The sequence below is a fragment of the Streptomyces dengpaensis genome (assembly GCF_002946835.1).
Taxonomy (GTDB): domain Bacteria; phylum Actinomycetota; class Actinomycetes; order Streptomycetales; family Streptomycetaceae; genus Streptomyces; species Streptomyces dengpaensis.
Genome location: NZ_CP026652.1, coordinates 5,192,091 through 5,207,582 on the forward strand (window position 1 = coordinate 5,192,091; position 15,492 = coordinate 5,207,582).

Sequence of the window (15,492 nt, forward strand, 5' to 3'; positions counted from 1 at the left end):
CCGTGAGCACCGTAGGCCCATACGATCTGCGGCCCGGGCCTTAGGCCGGGCGGCGCGCGCCCGTGTCCCCCATTCGCGGTAACGTGACGTCCGATGAGCGAGAAGTCTGACGTGCGGCCCCCCGCTGTTTCTGTGATCATGCCCGTCCTCAACGAGGAGCGGCATCTGCGCGGGGCCGTCCAAGCGATCCTGGCGCAGGACTACGACGGCGAGATGGAGGTGGTGATCGCCGTAGGTCCCTCGTCGGACCGCACGGAGGAGATCGCCGCCGAGCTCGTACGCGAGACTGTGTCCAATCAAAACAAGCGCGTCCACACCGTGCCGAACCCGACCGGGCGCACCCCCGCCGCGCTGAACGCCGCGATCAAGGCGTCTCGGCACCCTGTCGTCGTACGCGTCGACGGGCACGGCATGCTCTCGCCGAACTACATCGCGACGGCCGTACGCCTCCTGGAGGAGACCGGCGCGCAGAACGTCGGCGGCATCATGCACGCCGAGGGCGAGAACGACTGGGAGCACGCGGTCGCCGCCGCGATGACCTCGAAGATCGGCGTCGGGAACGCCGCCTTCCACACGGGCGGCGAGGCGGGTCCCGCCGAGACCGTCTACCTCGGGGTCTTCCGGCGCGAGGCGCTGGAGCAACAGGGCGGCTACAACGAGGAGTTCATCCGCGCCCAGGACTGGGAGCTCAACTTCCGGATCCGGGAGGCGGGCGGGCTCATCTGGTTCTCGCCCGAGCTGAGGGTGTCGTACCGGCCCAGGCCTTCGGTGCGCGCCCTCGGCAAGCAGTACAAGGACTACGGGCGCTGGCGGCACGTCGTCGCCCGCTACCACGAGGGCTCCATCAACCTGCGCTACCTCGCCCCGCCGATCGCGGTGTGCGCGATCGCGGCGGGTGTGGTCGTGGGTGCTCTGGTGTCTCCCCTCGGCTTTGTGATCCCCGGCGGCTACCTCGCGGCGATCGCGCTCGGCTCGCTGCCCGCGGGCAAGGGGCTGCCGCTGAAGGCGCGCCTCCAGATCCCCGTTGCCCTCGCGACGATGCACATGTCCTGGGGCTTCGGCTTCCTCACCAGCCCGAAGACGCTGGCCAAGAAGGTCATCGCGTCCCGGCGCCCGGCGGTGCTCAGCTCCAACTGAGGTCTCTTGCATACGAGTTGGGCCCCTCTCCGCACGGAAGGGGGCCCAGTTTCGTCAGGAGCGCCGCCAGGTGAGGCCCAGGGAGCGCTACCAGGTGAAGTTCGGGTTGACGTGCATGCACGCGCTCGTGTCCGAGCCGTTGAGCGCGTCGGCCGACTCCGGCGTCTTGTCGTCGTCCTTGGCCGGCTTGTACGTCGTACCGTCACGCCAGTCGGCGCCGACGATCAGCGTCACCCCGGAGACGTCCGTGGACTTCTCCACCGAACGCGCCGGAATCCCGAGGGCCTTGGCGACCCGCAGGGCGTCGCCCTCGAAGTCGGCGCTCGGGTAGCGGATCACCGTCGTGTCCTCGGTGAGCGCGGACGCCGTGTCGGCCGTCGCCTGGGTGAAGCCCTTGCCGATGAGCAGCTGGGTCACGGTGCTCGCCCGCCCGGCGGCCGCGGCCAGCGTGGACGTCCGGGTGCCGTTCTGCACGATCACGCCGATCTTGTCGTCCTCCGCGGCCGGGTCGGACGAGGTCTTCTCCTTGGCGGTCTTCTTCTTGTCCTTGCCGTCCAGCGCGATGTCCTCGCGGACGAGCCGGAACAGCTTCGCCGCGTCCGTCGGCTTGGGCAGCACCCGGTTGCCGTCGGAGGAGTACACCCACGGCATGGTGGTCATGGTGATGCGATCCGTCGGGACCTTCTTCAGCTCCTTGCTGAGGTCGTAGAGCTGGGTCACCGAGCCCAGGCCCTCGTCGACGGTCAGCGCGCTGGTGGCCGTCTCGGCGAGCTTGCGCAGCTTGTTGGGGTTGCTGAGCGTGGCGTTCTCGCGCAGCTGGCGGACCATCGAGTTCATGTACATGTGCTGGGCCTCGGCCCGGCCGATGTCGCTGCCGTCCTCGAAGCCGTACCGCGTACGCAGCCACTGCAGGGCCTGCTTGCCCTGGATGGACGTCGTGCCCTTCTCCAGCCTCAGCCCCGAGCCGTGACCGTCGGAGGTGTGCGAGTAGATGTTGGCGTCCACGCAGACCGGGACGCCGCCGATGGCGTCCGCCATCGACACCACACCCGCGAAGTCGACCATCATGAAGTGGTCGATGTGGATATCGGTCAGCTTCTCCCACGTGGCGACCGTGCAGCCCGGGCCGCCGCGGCCCAGCGAGTCGTTCGTCATCACGAGCGACGTGCTCGCCGCGTAATCCTTGTCGGTGTCCGGGTCGGTGCACGTCGGTATCTGCAGGAGCGTGTCGCGCGGCATGCTGACCACCGACATGTTGGTGCGGTCCGCCGAGACGTGCAACAGCATCTGGACGTCCGCGCGGGGCGGCGCGCCGAAAGTGTCCTTGGCGCCGCCGAGCTTCTGGTTCTCCACGGAGTCGCGGGCGTCCGAACCGATCAGCAGGATGTTCAGCGGGGTCTGGCCCGCCGCGTTCGGCTTGGGCGCGGCGGCGCGGTCCTTCGCGTCGCCGATGTTCAACGCGTCCTTTTTGATGTTGTCGTTGAGATGCCGGTAGTAGATGTAACCGGCCCCGGCGGCGCCGAGTATCAGGAACGCCAGGACCATCGCCGACCAGCGCAGGATGCGGCGTCTGCGACGCGGACGCCGCCCGCCGCCCCCGTCCCAGCGACCGCCGTGCCGGCCGTGGGCCTGCTGTGTGGGCGGCAGCGTGTCGTCGGCCGGGCGACCCCCATCGCCGTCGGCCGTGGTGACGCGACCGCCGTCGGGTGTTCCGACGCGACCGTCATCGGCTGTCCGGACGCGAACGCCATCGGCCGTCCTGACGCGACCGCCGCCGGTCCTGTGAACGGGGTCGCCGTTCTCGTCGTACAGGCCGTCGTTCCAGCCCGGTTCGCCGGCTTCCCGGACGCGTGGCCGTATTCCCTCCCCACGCACACTGCTCTGCGCCATCTCCCTGCCCCTCCCCACCCTGCGCCTGACAAACGGGTCCGTCACGCACGTCCGGCAGGACGCTTCGAGCGCCCTGCCGGACACATCCCGCGTCTTGTCAGACGCCTGACGGACCCGTTAGGTCATCAGCTGGCGCACACTGTCTTGTCGGCCGTGGACTTCTCGACCTCCGGCGCCTTCGTCGGCGCGGTCATCGACACCCCGGCCCCCTTGAAGTCCTTGCCCAGGGTCAGCACGATCGCGGGCAGACCCTGTGAGTTCAGCTCGCTCTCGCCCGGCTTCAACGCGGAACCGGACAGCCCCATGAGATCCGCCAGTTTGCGTGCCTGATCGGCCTGGTCGGGAGAGTACTCCAGGGTTGTCCTACTCAGTGTTTCGTCAGCGTTTCCGAGCTGGCTGGACTTGAGCACGCCCTCATCATTCTGCAGCCAGTTAAGAGTTTCCTGTGCGCTGCCGGCCTCGGCGCCGCCGTTGTAGATGTTGACCCGGATGTCGGACGCGGCGGAGCGGGAGCCCTTGAGGCGGGCGTCCTCCGCGGCCTTCTCCTTGTCCTTCGCCTTCTTCTCCTTCTCCTTCACCGCGGTCAAGGAGACGTCGTTGATGATGGCGTCGAAGAGCTCTTGTCCCGCACCCGGCCTGACGACGACCGTCGCCTTGACCGTCTCGGCGGGGTTGTCGTCCACCGGCACGGTGGTGAAGGAGATGTTCTTGGTCGGCACCTTCTTCAGCTCCAGGGCCACGTCCTTGAGCGTGCTGACCTTTCCTATGCCGGTGTCCACGGTGAGCGCCTTGGTGGCGGCCTCGGCCAGGTTCACCAGCTTGGTGGGGCTGGTGAGGGTGTCGCCGGAGCTCATCTTGCGCATGAGCGAGCCCAGGAACTGCTGCTGCACCTTGATGCGGTCCAGGTCGCCCTGGTTGCCGAAGCTGTGCCGGGTGCGCAGGAAGGCGAGCGCCTGCTCACCCTGGAGTGTGTGCTCACCCTCGGACAGCTTGAGGTGCGAGTCCGGGTCGTCGACGTCCTTGGCGAGGCACACGGGGACGCCCTCCACCGCGGTGGTCAGCGTCTTGACCGCGTTGAAGTCGGCCATCATGAAGTGGTCCGGCTCGATGCCGGTGTTCTCCTCGACCGTACGCATCGTGCAGCCCGGGTCCCGGCCGCCCTGACCGAGGCTCGTGTTGAAGCGGACGCCCTGCGTGCCCGGGACGATCTCCTTGCTGCCGTCCGACTGGACCGTCTCGCAGTCCGGGATATCGACGATGAGGTCGCGCGGAATGCTCATCACGGTCGCGTTCGTACGGTCCTTGGCGACGTGCAGCAGGAGGGTGGTATCGGCGTGCCCGACGCTGCCCGAGTCGCCGTAGCCCTCGTTGCCCGCGCCGGTGCGCTTGTCCGTACCGATGATCAGGATGTTGAAGGCGTCGTCCTTGCTGAAGCTGCTCTTGCCCGCGCTGCCGATGTCCGTCGTGTTGACGTTGCCCTCAAGGTGCTTGAGGTAGGCGTACGCGGCGGCCGAGACGCCCACCAGTACGAAGGCCATGGTGCCGCCGGTCCACAGCAGGATCTTCTTCGCCTTCGACTTCTGCGGCTTGGTGCGCCCGCGGCGCCGCCCCGGAACCGGCTCCGGGGGGCCCGTACGCCGTCGGCGCGGGCCCGGCACATCGGTGCCGGGAGCTTCGCGGCTCCGGCCCGGCGTCTCGCGATCCCTGCCCGGGGCGGTGCGGGCACGCCCTCCCGGGGGAGTGCCTCTCCGCGGCCTCGGGACCCCCGACTGCGGTGCGGAAGGGGGCGGTCGCAGTTCGTATTCGCCGGTGTTCGGGTTGAGTACCCACTGGTCTGCGGGGTCGATGTCGTCCGCCCGCCCACGGCCTTGCGCGTCCACGGTTGTCTGAATCCTCCGTCGGGGCCACGCGGCGCCTTATCCCCTCAAAAGGCGCTCGGGTCTCGGTCAGCAGTGCTCGACCAGCAGGATGACCTCATGGCCGGGTGCACCGGGTCGCTCACACTATCCGCCCAGTTCAGCGTCCAGCGACGTCGGTGACGAATTCCACGTCCCTACAACCGGGCAATCCGACCTATTTCCCGGAGACTTCTTGGCCCGGTCGTTCCCAGCCTTGGCGTGGGCTTTACCCGCAGGCGTCCCCGGCCGCCGTGTTCCCGCGGAAAGTCGGCGCGGGTTCCGGGGTTCCGGCGCTTCCGCGTGGCTGCTTGGCCTTCGACTTTCCGTCGTCGCGCGACTCCTCTTCGTGGTCGTACGAGGGGTCTGGCGAGGGGTCGGGTGCGGAGTCGGGTGCGGAGTCGGCCGTACGGCTGGATGTCGAATTACCGCTTTTTGCGGCGGAATCCTCTGGAAGGTCCTTCGAGACCGCCACCGGCAGGTCCGCACGCAGCCGTTCGAAAAGCTGTGTCGCGTCGGGCTCCACGAGCTGGTCACGATTGGGATTGTTGACGTACGACGTCCGGGGCACCGTCAGGAACTGCACACGTTCCGTCGGGATGTTGCGCATTCCGCGCACCAGGTCATAAAGGCCGCGCAGGCTCGCGAGCCCCGGATCCGCGGTGAGCGCCGAGGTGGCCGCGTCGAGCACGGGATAGAGCTTCGCCGGATTGAGCAGAACGTCATTGCCGCGCACCTCGTTGACGAGCGCGGCGAGGAATCGCTGCTGACGGTCCATCCGGTCGGTGTCGCTGCCGTCGCCGATGCTCTTGCGGGCGCGTACGTAGCCGAGCGCCTGCTCTCCGTCGAGCACGACCTTGCCCGCGGGCAGCTTCAGCTTGGCTTCCTTGTCGTCGATGGGTTCCTTCAGGCAGACCTCGACGCCGTCCACGGCATCGACCATGTCCGTGAAGCCGCGGAAGTCGACGACCATGTGGTGGTCGACGCGGATGTTCGTGAGCTTCTCGACGGTCCGGATCGTGCAGGCCGAACCGCCTATCTCGAAGGCGTAGTTGACCATCGCGAACATCGGCTGGGTGCGCGTCCCGTCCGGCCGCCGGCAGCTCGGCACGTCCACCATCAGGTCGCGGGGGATGGACACGGCGGTCGCGCTGTGCCGGTTCGCGGCCAGGTGCAGCAGGATCATGGTGTCGGACCGCTCGGTTCCGGGGTCCTTCCCGTACTTCTTGTTGCCCTCCCCGGAACGCGAGTCCGACCCGATCAGCAGGATGTTCTGCGCGTCCCGCACCAGCGACGTGGGCCGTTCCTTCTCGAACCGGGCGAGCTCGGCGGCGGCGTCGTCGTCCGACGTGATGTTCGCGTTCAGGATCTCGTACGCCACCCAGCCGGCCCCCACGGCGCCGAGCACCACGACGGCGACACCGATCGCCGTACAGCGCAGCCAGCGCCGGCGCCGACGCAGACGACCGGCCCCGGTGGGCGACGCTCCCAGTCCCGGCCCCTCCGGCCGTCCGGGGGGCGTGCGCACGGTGTCGGACACGTGTGGATCCACCCCTCATGACGTACTCATGACGTACGAGCGTGCGGTGCCTGCTCTTACGACCATGGCGCGGAGGGGGCCATAGGGGTGGCTGATAGTAGGCCGAACGGGGGATGCGCGGCTCCCCTGACCAGGAGGCACACGGCGATCTAGTGAGCCGTCGCGGTCACCCGCTCGCTCTCGATCCGCTGGGCGAGCGAGTCCTCACCGAGCTGCTCCAGATGGCGGCACAGCACCACGGACCCGCCGGTGGAGAGCGCCGCGTACAGACCGGCGCTCAGGCCCTCCCACGTGTCGTACGGAAGCGCCGACAGGATGCGGGACCCGGGCCCGGTCAGGCCCAGCTCGGGCGCGTCCGCCCGGGCCCGCTCGACGACCTCCGCGCTCGTGTACTCGGCCCCGGCGACGATCAGCGCGGGCTCCTCCGGGTCCACGGGCGCGTACGGCACGAAGCGGTCGCCCTGGGTCGGCACCTCGACGGCGTAGTCGGCGTACCCGGCGGGCGGGGCCGGGAAGCGGCGCCCCAGCGGTGCGAGCGAGAGGGCGATGCGTTCGCCCGGACAGGCGAGCCCGTCGTCGAACCGGCCCGGCCCGGCGACGACATGGTCCGCCGCGGCCGGATCGCCGCCGACATCCGCGATGACACCCACCGAGGAACACGCGAGCAGCCATACCGCCGTCTGCCAGTGCGCGGGCAGCAGCAGCGCCACCCGTCCGCCGGGCTCTGCGGACCACTCGCCCTGGAGCAGGTTGGCCGTCTTGGCCACCCAATTGGCGAACGTGGCCACGGACAATTCGACGCGTTCGCCGGTGGCGTCGTCGTAGAAGGTCACCAGAGGGCGCGCGGGGTCCGCGGCGAGCGCGGATCGCAGCAGGTCGGCAGGGGTGCGATCGGTGGCATTCACGCGCGCAAGCGTACGCGGGGGCGACGCGCCGAGTGGGCTGCCCACGCCACCGGTTCGGGTGAACGTGCGCCGACGGTCCGTCAATTCCTCGATGGACAGATATGTATGAATATGTCCACGATCGGGGGTATGCATGGATTCCTTGTTTCCTCGGCCGGCGTCACCTGCGCGGCCGCACTTGCCCTCCCGCTGGCCCTGCCCACCCCTGCGCGGGCCGGACCGGCGGCGGTGACGTCCGAACCGGCCGTCCCCGGCAGCACCCAGTCCCTGCCGCTCGTTCCGCTCGCGGGCCACCGCGCCCTCGGCTCCGCCGCACCCGAACAGGGGCTGACCCGAAGCGACGTACGGCCGTTCTCCCTGGTCGGCGTCGTCTGGGACGACCCGGGCAGAGAACTGCACGGCCGCGTCCAGGTCCGTACGCGGGCGGTCGGGACCGGCCGCTGGTCCGGCTGGCAGGACGTGGACACGCACAACCACGAGCACGCGGCGGACCCGGACACTCCGGAGGCCGCGTCGGGCCGGGTGCGCGGCTCCACGGCGCCGCTGTGGGTGGGCAATTCGAACGGCGTCGAGGTGCGCGTCCTCGCAGACGGGGCGGACGGAGCCGGCCGGGCGACGGCTCCGGGCGACTCCCCGCTCCCCAGGGGACTCCACCTCGAACTCGTCGACCCCGGCGCGGACCCCTCGGACGCGGGCGTACCGGACGACAGCCCGGAAGCGGGAGCGGCGGAGGGCGGCGCGCCCGCGGGACCGGGCCCACGCGCGGACGAGCCGGGCGACGGCGCACTCTCCTCCGCGAGTATCGGCGCACGCTTGCCCGCGGGTGCCGCCGCCCTCTCCACCGCGAGCGCCGCCGTAGCTTCTGCCGCGAGCGCCGCCGCGTCCGCCGCCAACGCCGCTCTCGCACCCCTCGGCGCCACGGAGATACCCGCGCTCTCCGAGCGCGAGACGGCGCGCGAAGTCTTCGCCGTGAGCGGGAGTGAGCAGCAGGCGAAGCCGTACATAGGCCCGCGCCCGCGCATCATCACGCGCAAGGGCTGGGGCGCGAACGAGAGCCTGCGCGAACGCGGCTTCGTCTACACCAAGAAGGTCAAGGCGGCCTTCGTGCACCACACGGGATCGGGCAACAAGTACGCCTGTTCGCAAGCCCCTTCGCTCATCCGCAGTATCTACCGCTACCACGTGGTGAGCAGCGGGTGGCGCGACATCGGCTACAACTTCGTCGTCGACAAGTGCGGAAACATCTACGAAGGGCGCGCCGGGGGCGTGGCGAAGCCCGTCATGGGCGCCCACACTCTCGGTTTCAACGACGACAGCATGGGGATCGCCGTCCTCGGCAGCTTCGGCAAGTCGAAGCCGTCAGGCGCCGCGGTCACCGCCATCGCGCGGCTCACGGCATGGAAGCTCGGCCTCTTCGGAGCCAATCCGCGTGGCACGACATACCTGAAGTCGGGTGGTGGCAACCTCTACCGAAAAGGAAAGAACGTGCGACTGAACGTGATCTCCGGCCATCGGGACGGGTACGCCACGGAGTGCCCAGGGAAATCCCTGTACGGCAAACTCGGCTCGGCCCGCAAGGAGGCGGCCCGCTACCAGGGCCGGTGACTGCCGGAGACCACTGACAGACGGCCGAGGCCATCGTGGGACATCGCACGGCCATCGAAGGCGCCATCGAACGGTCTGCATACACTGGCCGGCCGAAACACAGTTCGGCCGGTCCCGGCAGGAAGCAGAGACGACAGGTGACAGAAGCGATCCTCCTGGTCGGCGGCAGAGGCACCCGGCTGCGCCCCCTCACGGTGCACACCCCCAAGCCGATGGTTCCGGCGGCCGGGGTCCCGTTCCTCACACACCAGCTGGCGCGGGCGAGAGCGGCGGGCATCGAGCACATCGTCCTGGCGACCTCCTACCTGGCCGAGGTCTTCGAGCCGTACTTCGGCGACGGCTCCTCACTGGGCCTCCACCTCGAGTACGTCACCGAGGAAGAACCCCTCGGCACGGGCGGCGCCATCCGCAACGTGGCGTCCCGGCTCCACTCGGGCCCCGACGAACCGGTACTGATCTTCAACGGCGACATCCTCACGGGCCTGGACATCCCGGCGCTGGTCCGCACCCACGAGACGACCGGCGCGGACGTCTCCCTCCATCTCACCCCTGTCGAGGACCCGCGCGCGTACGGTCTGGTCCCCACGGACGCCACCGGACGCGTCACGGCCTTCCTGGAGAAGCCCCAGACTCCCGAGGAGATCGTCACCGACCAGATCAACGCGGGGGCGTACGTCTTCCGCCGCGCGGTCATCGACACGATCCCCGAGGGCCGCCCGGTCTCGGTGGAACGCGAGACCTTCCCCGAACTGCTGGCCACGGGAGCCCACCTCCAGGGAATGGTCGACTCCACCTACTGGCTGGACCTGGGCACCCCCCAGGCCTTCGTACGCGGCTCCGCGGACCTCGTCCTCGGCCGCGCCCCCTCCCCGGCCGTCCCCGGCCGCTGCGGCGACCGCCTGATCCTGCCCACGGCCAGCGTCGCCCCCGACGCCAAACTCACCGGCGGCACGGTGGTGGGCGAGGGCGCCCACGTCGGCGAGGGCGCCCGCATCTCGGGCAGCACGATCCTCGCCGGCGCCGTGATCGAACCCGGCGCCGTCATCACCGACTCCCTCATCGGCGCCCGAGCCCGCATCGGCGAACGCACCATCCTCACCGGCGCCGTCATCGGCGACGGAGCCACCATCGGCCCCGACAACGAACTCCGCGAGGGCGTACGGGTGTGGTGCGACGCCAGGATCCCCGGCGCGGCGCTCCGCTTCTCGTCGGACGAGTAGAGGGGGTTTAGCCCGTCCGGCGTTTGAGGACGAGCGCGTTCAGCGCGATACGGCGGTCTGGGGGCGCTGCATCCATCAGCGGCTCCGCCGCGGGCCCCAGGTACGGGACGGGTAGGGGCGGAGGGGGCGACTGCATCCATCAGCGGCTCCGCCGCGGGCGCCACGGCCACCCCACCCGCACCGGAACCGGCGGACTACAGCCGCCCGATGTCCGCCCGGTACATACGCGGAGCGCGCCGCGGCGGCGTACGCCCCGACAACAGAATCAGCCGAGCCGCCCGATGCCGCTGTCCCGCATAGGGCGCGAGCAACTCCAGCATGACGGAGTCATCCGCATCCCGGTCCCCCGCCAGCGCGTACCCCACGATCCCGGGCAGATGAAGGTCCCCCACGGTCACGGAGTCCGCCGCCCCATGACTCCGCTGCACCACCTCCGCAGAGGTCCAGGGCCCCACGCCGGACACCAACTCCAGCCGGGCCTGAGCCCGCACGGGATCGAACGACACCGCCTCCTCGAGCCGCGCGGCAACCCGCACGGCCTGCAAAATCGTCGAGGCCCGCTTGTTGTCGACCCCGGCCCGATGCCACTCCCACGAGGGGATCAAGGCCCACGTCCGCGGCGCGGGCATGACGTACAGACGCTCCGGCGCGGGTCCGGGCGCCGGCTCCCCGTACTTCCGTACGAGCAACCGCCATGCCCGGTAAGCCTCCTCGACGGTCACCTTCTGCTCGAGCACGGACGGAATCAGCGACTCGAGTACGAGCCCGGTACGCGTCAGACGCAACCCCGGCCGCCGATGCCGTGCGAGCGCGACGAGCCGGTGGCGCGGTTCGAAGGCGCCGGGATCGTCGGATGCCCCCAGCAGCTCGGGAAGTTGATCGAGCAGCCACTCGGCCCCCGGCCCCCACGCCTCGCCCTGAACCACCCCGTCCCGCAACGCGACCCGCAGCGTCCCGGGCCCGGCAGGCGTACGGCAGGCCCGCCACACGGATCCGTCCGGCGTCGCCCGGAACGTCGGATCGCCCGGTCCCCGCCGCAGCGGCCCGAGCACGAGCCCGAGATCGAGCGGCCCGTCAGGCGTCCAGGTACGACTGCGCCGTGGAGCAGCGGCCTGCCTCGGTACTCCACCGGGCACGACGACATGCCCGCCGCGCACAGTCGTACGGGTCGGCCGAGGAGCGAAACGTCCAGCCACGAATGAGGTCCTAGAGGAGCTTGGGGGTGCTCTACGAGAGTAGGCGCTCAGACCACCCGGCACGCACGACTCGGCGCACCTCGGACTCGGCGCACCTCGGACTTCGCGCACCTCGGACTTCGCGCACCTCGGACTTCGCGCACCTCGACGAACGTCCGACTCAGCGCACCTCGATGAACGCGCCCGCGTCCCGCTCCGGCCGGGCCTTCGGCTCCTCGGCGGCGTGCCCCACGGCCACGGCCCCCATCGGATCCCACCCCTCCGGCAGGCCCAGCACCTCCCGTACGACATCCCGGCAGAACATCGTCGACGACACCCAGGCGGACCCGAGCCGCTCCCCGGCCAGCGCGACCAGGAAGTTCTGTACGCCGGCCCCGGCGGCGACCACGAACATCTCGCGCTCGGCCCCGTCCCGCCGTATGTCGCCGTACGTATGGGACCCGTCCAGCACCAGGCAAGGCACCACGAGGTACGGCGCCTTGCGCAGCACCTCACCCCGGCGCACCCGCTTGGCGATGGACTCCTCGCTCCTGCCGTCGCCCCGCAGATCCGCGATCCACGCGTCCCGCATGGCGTCGAGCAGCCGCGTCCGGGACTCCTGGGACTCCAGGAGCACGAACCGCCAGGGAGTGGTGTGATGCGGCGCCGGAGCGGTCACCGCCACGGCGACCGCACGCCGTACGGCCCCGGGGTCGACCGGTTCGTCGGTGAAGGCCCGTACGGTACGCCGCTGGGTCACCGCCTCCCGTACGGCCTCTGACGTGCCAAGGCGGAACATGTCGTCGCGCGCGCTGCGCACCATCGCCCGCGCCCCCTCACCGTCGTCCTCGCCCACCACGTGCGGCAGCCCGCGCACGACGGCGACGGGCAGCCCGGAGGCCTTGCCCTTGACCAGGTCACCGGCGGCGGCGAGCTCGTCGGCGGTGGCGACGACGGTCGCGCTCAGCGGATTGCCGTACGCGTCCGTGCCGCCGCGCAGATCGTCGAGTGCCCGTACGCCCGCGGCGCCGATGGCGACATCGGTGAGCCCGTTGCGCCACGGTCGCCCGAAGGTGTCGGTGATCACGACGCCGACGTCGACTCCGAGGGTGTCCCGCAGGCCGCTGCGGATCGCCCGCGCGGAGGCGTCGGGGTCCTCGGGCAGCAACAACACGGTCCCGGCGGGGGTGTTGGAGGCGTCGACCCCGGCGGCGGCCATCACGAGCCCCTGCCGGTTTTCGACGATGCGCAGGGCTCCGCGCCGCGCCACGACGCGTACGGTCTCGGCGTCGATGGCGGCCTCGCGGTCGACGGCCTCGACGATCCGCCCCTCCGCCTTGGACACGATCTTCGACGTGACGAGCAGGACGTCCCCGTCGGCGAGGCCGGGCTCGACGGCGGCGACGAGCTTGGCGAGGTCGTCGCCCTGCCGCACCTCGGGAAGCCCTTCCAGTGCCCAGACGCGATAGCCCGCCGTACCGTGCGCGGGGGCGTCGGCGCGCCCGTCGGCATCACCGCGCCCGGGGGCGCCCTCCGAACCGGTCAAGACGCCCGTACCTCCTCGGCCAGCGTCAGCGCCTCACGTGCCATCCGCGCCGTCGCGTCGAGGTCGGACATGATCAGCGGCACGGCCCGGCACCGGATCCCGGCCGCCTCCACACGCTCCACGGCGGCCGCGTCCACGGTGTCGACGAGCCAGCCGTCGAGGAGCCCCGAGCCGTAGTGCTCGGCGACCGCCGCGGCCGTGGACTCGACGCCCACCGCGGCCAGCACCTTGTCGGCCATGCCGCGCACAGGCGTGTCCCCGACGATGGGGGAGAGGCCGACCACGGGCACGCCCGCGTCGGCGATGGCCTCCCGGATGCCGGGCACGGCGAGGATCGTGCCGACGGACACGACGGGGTTGGACGGCGGGAAGAGGACGACGTCCGCCTCGGCGATGGCTTCGAGCACCCCGGGCGCGGGCTTGGCCTGCTCGGCGCCGACCGGCACGACGGCCTCGGCCGGAACGGAGGCCCGCAGCCGCACCCAGTACTCCTGGAAGTGGATCGCCTTGCGCTCGCCCTCTATCTCGACGGCGACATGCGTCTCGATTCGGTCGTCGGACATGGGGATGAGCCGGACGCCCGGCTTCCACCGGTCGCACAGCGCCTCGGTGACGGCGCTGAGCGGATAGCCCGCGCTCAGCATCTGCGTCCGCACGATGTGCGTGGCGAAGTCGCGGTCGCCGAGCCCGAACCACTCGGGTCCGACCCCGTACGCCGCGAGCTCCTCCTTCAGGTGGAAGGTCTCGTCGGCCCGACCCCAGCCCTGCTCCTCGTTGATGCCGCGGCCGAGCGTGTACATCACCGTGTCGAGGTCCGGGCAGACCTTCAGCCCGAAGAGGTGGATGTCGTCGCCGGTGTTGCCGATGACCGTGATGTCCGCGTCCGGCACGGCCCGCTGGAGACCACGCAGGAACCGGGCACCACCGATACCGCCTGCCAGAACCACAATGCGCATGAGGTTCAGTCTGGCAGGCGGGTACGACAACGCGTCAGCCGGTTACGCGACCTGAGTCACCGCGCAACGCTCCGGCCGGTCACGCGACCTCGGCCACCGCGCAACGCGCCGCGTGCATCGGCATCTCGGTGAGCCCCGGGTAATAGACGTGCAGACTCACGGCGGGTTCGAGCGAGTCGTTGACGACCTCGTGGACGTAGCCGGGCGCGAACACCCGCTGCGAACCGACGCTCAAAGCGCGCGTGCCGCGCGCCGTGTGCTCCGTCAGGGCGCCGTCCAGGACGGTCAGGACGCCGGAGGAGCGGCCGTGGTCGTGCAGCCCGCTGCCCTGACCGGGGACCCAGGACAGGAGCCACACCTCATAGCCGGGTCCGGTGCGCAGCCGGTGGTACCAGCGCGAGGTCGCGTCGTACTGGAGGAGGTGCTCCCACTGGGATCGGTCGGCCGCGATGGAGCGGGCGAGGCCGGCGAACTCGGCCACGGTGGCGGGGTGCTCGCGCGGCGGCTGGAGCAGGTGCGGTACTTCGAGGATGTCGCCGGCGATCTGGAGGTCGCTGTCGCTGTTCATGGGTGCGGTGGTTCCTCGGCGGGAGAGTGCTGGGGTGTCGCGGACCATTTCCGTCCGGGTTCCGGACGGGGATTCCATCCGGATCACGGACGGGGAGGAGTGCCCTGGTGCGGGCGTTCACCCCGGTAGGGGGCGGGGATTCGCCTCAGTGGCGGCGAGGCAGCCGGAGCGCGGTACGGCTCAACAGCTGGAACAGCAACAGCTACAGCGAGCGCGGGCAGCACCGTGGGACCCGGCGGTGCGGGTCGAGGTGAGTGCCAAGTTCGCGAGCATGCCCACAAGGACACCGGTTCACACTCGCACTGTCAACTTGATGTCCAGTATGTGGGAGATGTTTCACCTCATCCGGTTCTCCTGGCAGGCGAAAGGTTTGTTCAGGAGCCGCCCCGGACACATGGCGCACAACCGGGCGCGCAAACCTCGCCGCGATCCCGTGATCGAAATGTGATCAGGTTCGCTTCGGTGTCTGCGTCGGAACGAGATCGAACTCCTGGGCGTCCTCCCCTGTGAGGGTCGGAGGCCCGGCTTGGGCCTCGCGAGCTGTCAGGGTTTATGCCGATTTGAACACTTTCCGCATAGCCTTGGTTCCGCAGAGTGAATAAGGGGCCCAATAGCAGATCTCGGCTTGACTGGCCCGGATCGGCACACTTGTAATTTCACTCGTGTCGTTCAGCCGAAATCGGTAACGGCAGCATCACGGGGACGCGAAAGACAGACGAGGGGCGCACATGACCGAGCTGGTGCAGCAACTGCTGGTCGACGACGCGGATGAGGAACTCGGCTGGCAGGAGCGCGCGCTGTGCGCCCAGACCGACCCCGAGTCCTTCTTCCCCGAGAAGGGCGGCTCCACCCGCGAGGCCAAGAAGGTCTGCCTCGCCTGTGAGGTCCGCTCTGAGTGCCTCGAATACGCGCTCGCCAACGACGAGCGGTTCGGCATCTGGGGCGGCCTGTCCGAGCGCGAACGCCGGCGCCTCAAGAAGGCCGCCGTCTGAAGAAGGCCGCTGTCTGAAGAAGACCGCCGTCCGACCGGGCGGCGCCACCGCAAACCGCCGACT

General features: G+C 70.1%; 12 protein-coding genes. 4 read left to right on the forward strand and 8 right to left on the reverse strand.

The window, feature by feature from the left end; all coding sequences use genetic code 11:
• The first annotated feature begins 93 nt into the window (after window positions 1-93).
• The gene (locus tag C4B68_RS24045) at window positions 94-1,137 is read left to right on the forward strand and encodes a glycosyltransferase family 2 protein (RefSeq protein WP_099501689.1); all 1,044 of its coding nucleotides are present in this window, start codon (window positions 94-96) and stop codon (window positions 1,135-1,137) included.
• Window positions 1,138-1,224: 87 nt separating this feature from the next.
• Here the strand turns inward: C4B68_RS24045 and C4B68_RS24050 are convergent, their stop codons facing one another.
• The 4 genes from C4B68_RS24050 to C4B68_RS24065 form a co-directional block, all read right to left on the reverse strand.
• Window positions 1,225-3,027: an LCP family protein gene (locus C4B68_RS24050; protein ID WP_099501687.1), complete on the reverse strand. Its 1,803-nt coding sequence runs from the start codon at window positions 3,025-3,027 to the stop codon at window positions 1,225-1,227.
• 125 nt (window positions 3,028-3,152) lie between these two features.
• The gene (locus C4B68_RS24055; protein WP_099501685.1) at window positions 3,153-4,907 is read right to left on the reverse strand and encodes an LCP family protein; all 1,755 of its coding nucleotides are present in this window, start codon (window positions 4,905-4,907) and stop codon (window positions 3,153-3,155) included.
• A 244-nt stretch (window positions 4,908-5,151) separates the two neighbouring features.
• Window positions 5,152-6,462, reverse strand: coding sequence for an LCP family protein (locus C4B68_RS24060; protein WP_240634452.1), 1,311 nt, complete (start codon window positions 6,460-6,462; stop codon window positions 5,152-5,154).
• Between the two features lie 149 nt (window positions 6,463-6,611).
• Window positions 6,612-7,367 (reverse strand): TIGR03089 family protein, encoded by a 756-nt coding sequence (locus tag C4B68_RS24065; protein WP_099501933.1) that lies wholly within the window; start codon window positions 7,365-7,367, stop codon window positions 6,612-6,614.
• Window positions 7,368-7,496: 129 nt separating this feature from the next.
• On the opposite strand from C4B68_RS24065, the gene C4B68_RS24070 reads away from it, so the two are divergent.
• Window positions 7,497-8,972, forward strand: a complete 1,476-nt coding sequence (locus C4B68_RS24070) for a peptidoglycan recognition protein family protein (protein ID WP_099501932.1) — start codon at window positions 7,497-7,499, stop codon at window positions 8,970-8,972.
• A 137-nt stretch (window positions 8,973-9,109) separates the two neighbouring features.
• Entirely contained in the window at window positions 9,110-10,192 is a 1,083-nt protein-coding gene (manB, locus tag C4B68_RS24075) for a mannose-1-phosphate guanylyltransferase (protein WP_099501683.1), read from the forward strand.
• A 194-nt stretch (window positions 10,193-10,386) separates the two neighbouring features.
• Here manB and C4B68_RS24080 read toward each other — a convergent pair whose 3' ends face one another.
• The 4 genes from C4B68_RS24080 to C4B68_RS24095 form a co-directional block, all read right to left on the reverse strand.
• Window positions 10,387-11,388 carry a DNA-3-methyladenine glycosylase family protein gene (locus tag C4B68_RS24080; protein ID WP_099501681.1) on the reverse strand — a complete coding sequence of 334 codons (1,002 nt, stop codon included), beginning with the start codon at window positions 11,386-11,388 and terminating at the stop codon, window positions 10,387-10,389.
• 160 nt (window positions 11,389-11,548) lie between these two features.
• Complete coding sequence (locus C4B68_RS24085; protein WP_099501680.1) at window positions 11,549-12,913, reverse strand: coenzyme F420-0:L-glutamate ligase; 1,365 nt, start codon at window positions 12,911-12,913, stop codon at window positions 11,549-11,551.
• Window positions 12,910-13,869, reverse strand: a complete 960-nt coding sequence (cofD, locus tag C4B68_RS24090; RefSeq protein WP_099501678.1) for a 2-phospho-L-lactate transferase — start codon at window positions 13,867-13,869, stop codon at window positions 12,910-12,912. The genes C4B68_RS24085 and cofD overlap by 4 nt, the downstream gene beginning before the upstream one ends.
• Window positions 13,870-13,948: 79 nt before the next feature.
• Window positions 13,949-14,437: a cysteine dioxygenase gene (locus C4B68_RS24095; protein ID WP_099501676.1), complete on the reverse strand. Its 489-nt coding sequence runs from the start codon at window positions 14,435-14,437 to the stop codon at window positions 13,949-13,951.
• Between the two features lie 728 nt (window positions 14,438-15,165).
• On the opposite strand from C4B68_RS24095, the gene C4B68_RS24105 reads away from it, so the two are divergent.
• Window positions 15,166-15,429, forward strand: a complete 264-nt coding sequence (locus tag C4B68_RS24105) for a WhiB family transcriptional regulator (protein WP_003975777.1) — start codon at window positions 15,166-15,168, stop codon at window positions 15,427-15,429.
• Window positions 15,430-15,492 lie beyond the last annotated feature (63 nt).

What these genes read in the sequence shown, in the direction of transcription:
- C4B68_RS24045 (WP_099501689.1), top strand. Translation starts at nt 94, where the DNA reads ATGAGCGAGAAGTCTGACGTGCGGCCCCCCGCTGTTTCTGTGATCATG.
- C4B68_RS24050 (WP_099501687.1), bottom strand. Translation starts at nt 3,027, where the DNA reads ATGGCGCAGAGCAGTGTGCGTGGGGAGGGAATACGGCCACGCGTCCGG.
- C4B68_RS24070 (WP_099501932.1), top strand. Translation starts at nt 7,497, where the DNA reads ATGCATGGATTCCTTGTTTCCTCGGCCGGCGTCACCTGCGCGGCCGCA.
- cofD (WP_099501678.1), bottom strand. Translation starts at nt 13,869, where the DNA reads ATGCGCATTGTGGTTCTGGCAGGCGGTATCGGTGGTGCCCGGTTCCTG.
- C4B68_RS24095 (WP_099501676.1), bottom strand. Translation starts at nt 14,437, where the DNA reads ATGAACAGCGACAGCGACCTCCAGATCGCCGGCGACATCCTCGAAGTA.
- C4B68_RS24105 (WP_003975777.1), top strand. Translation starts at nt 15,166, where the DNA reads ATGACCGAGCTGGTGCAGCAACTGCTGGTCGACGACGCGGATGAGGAA.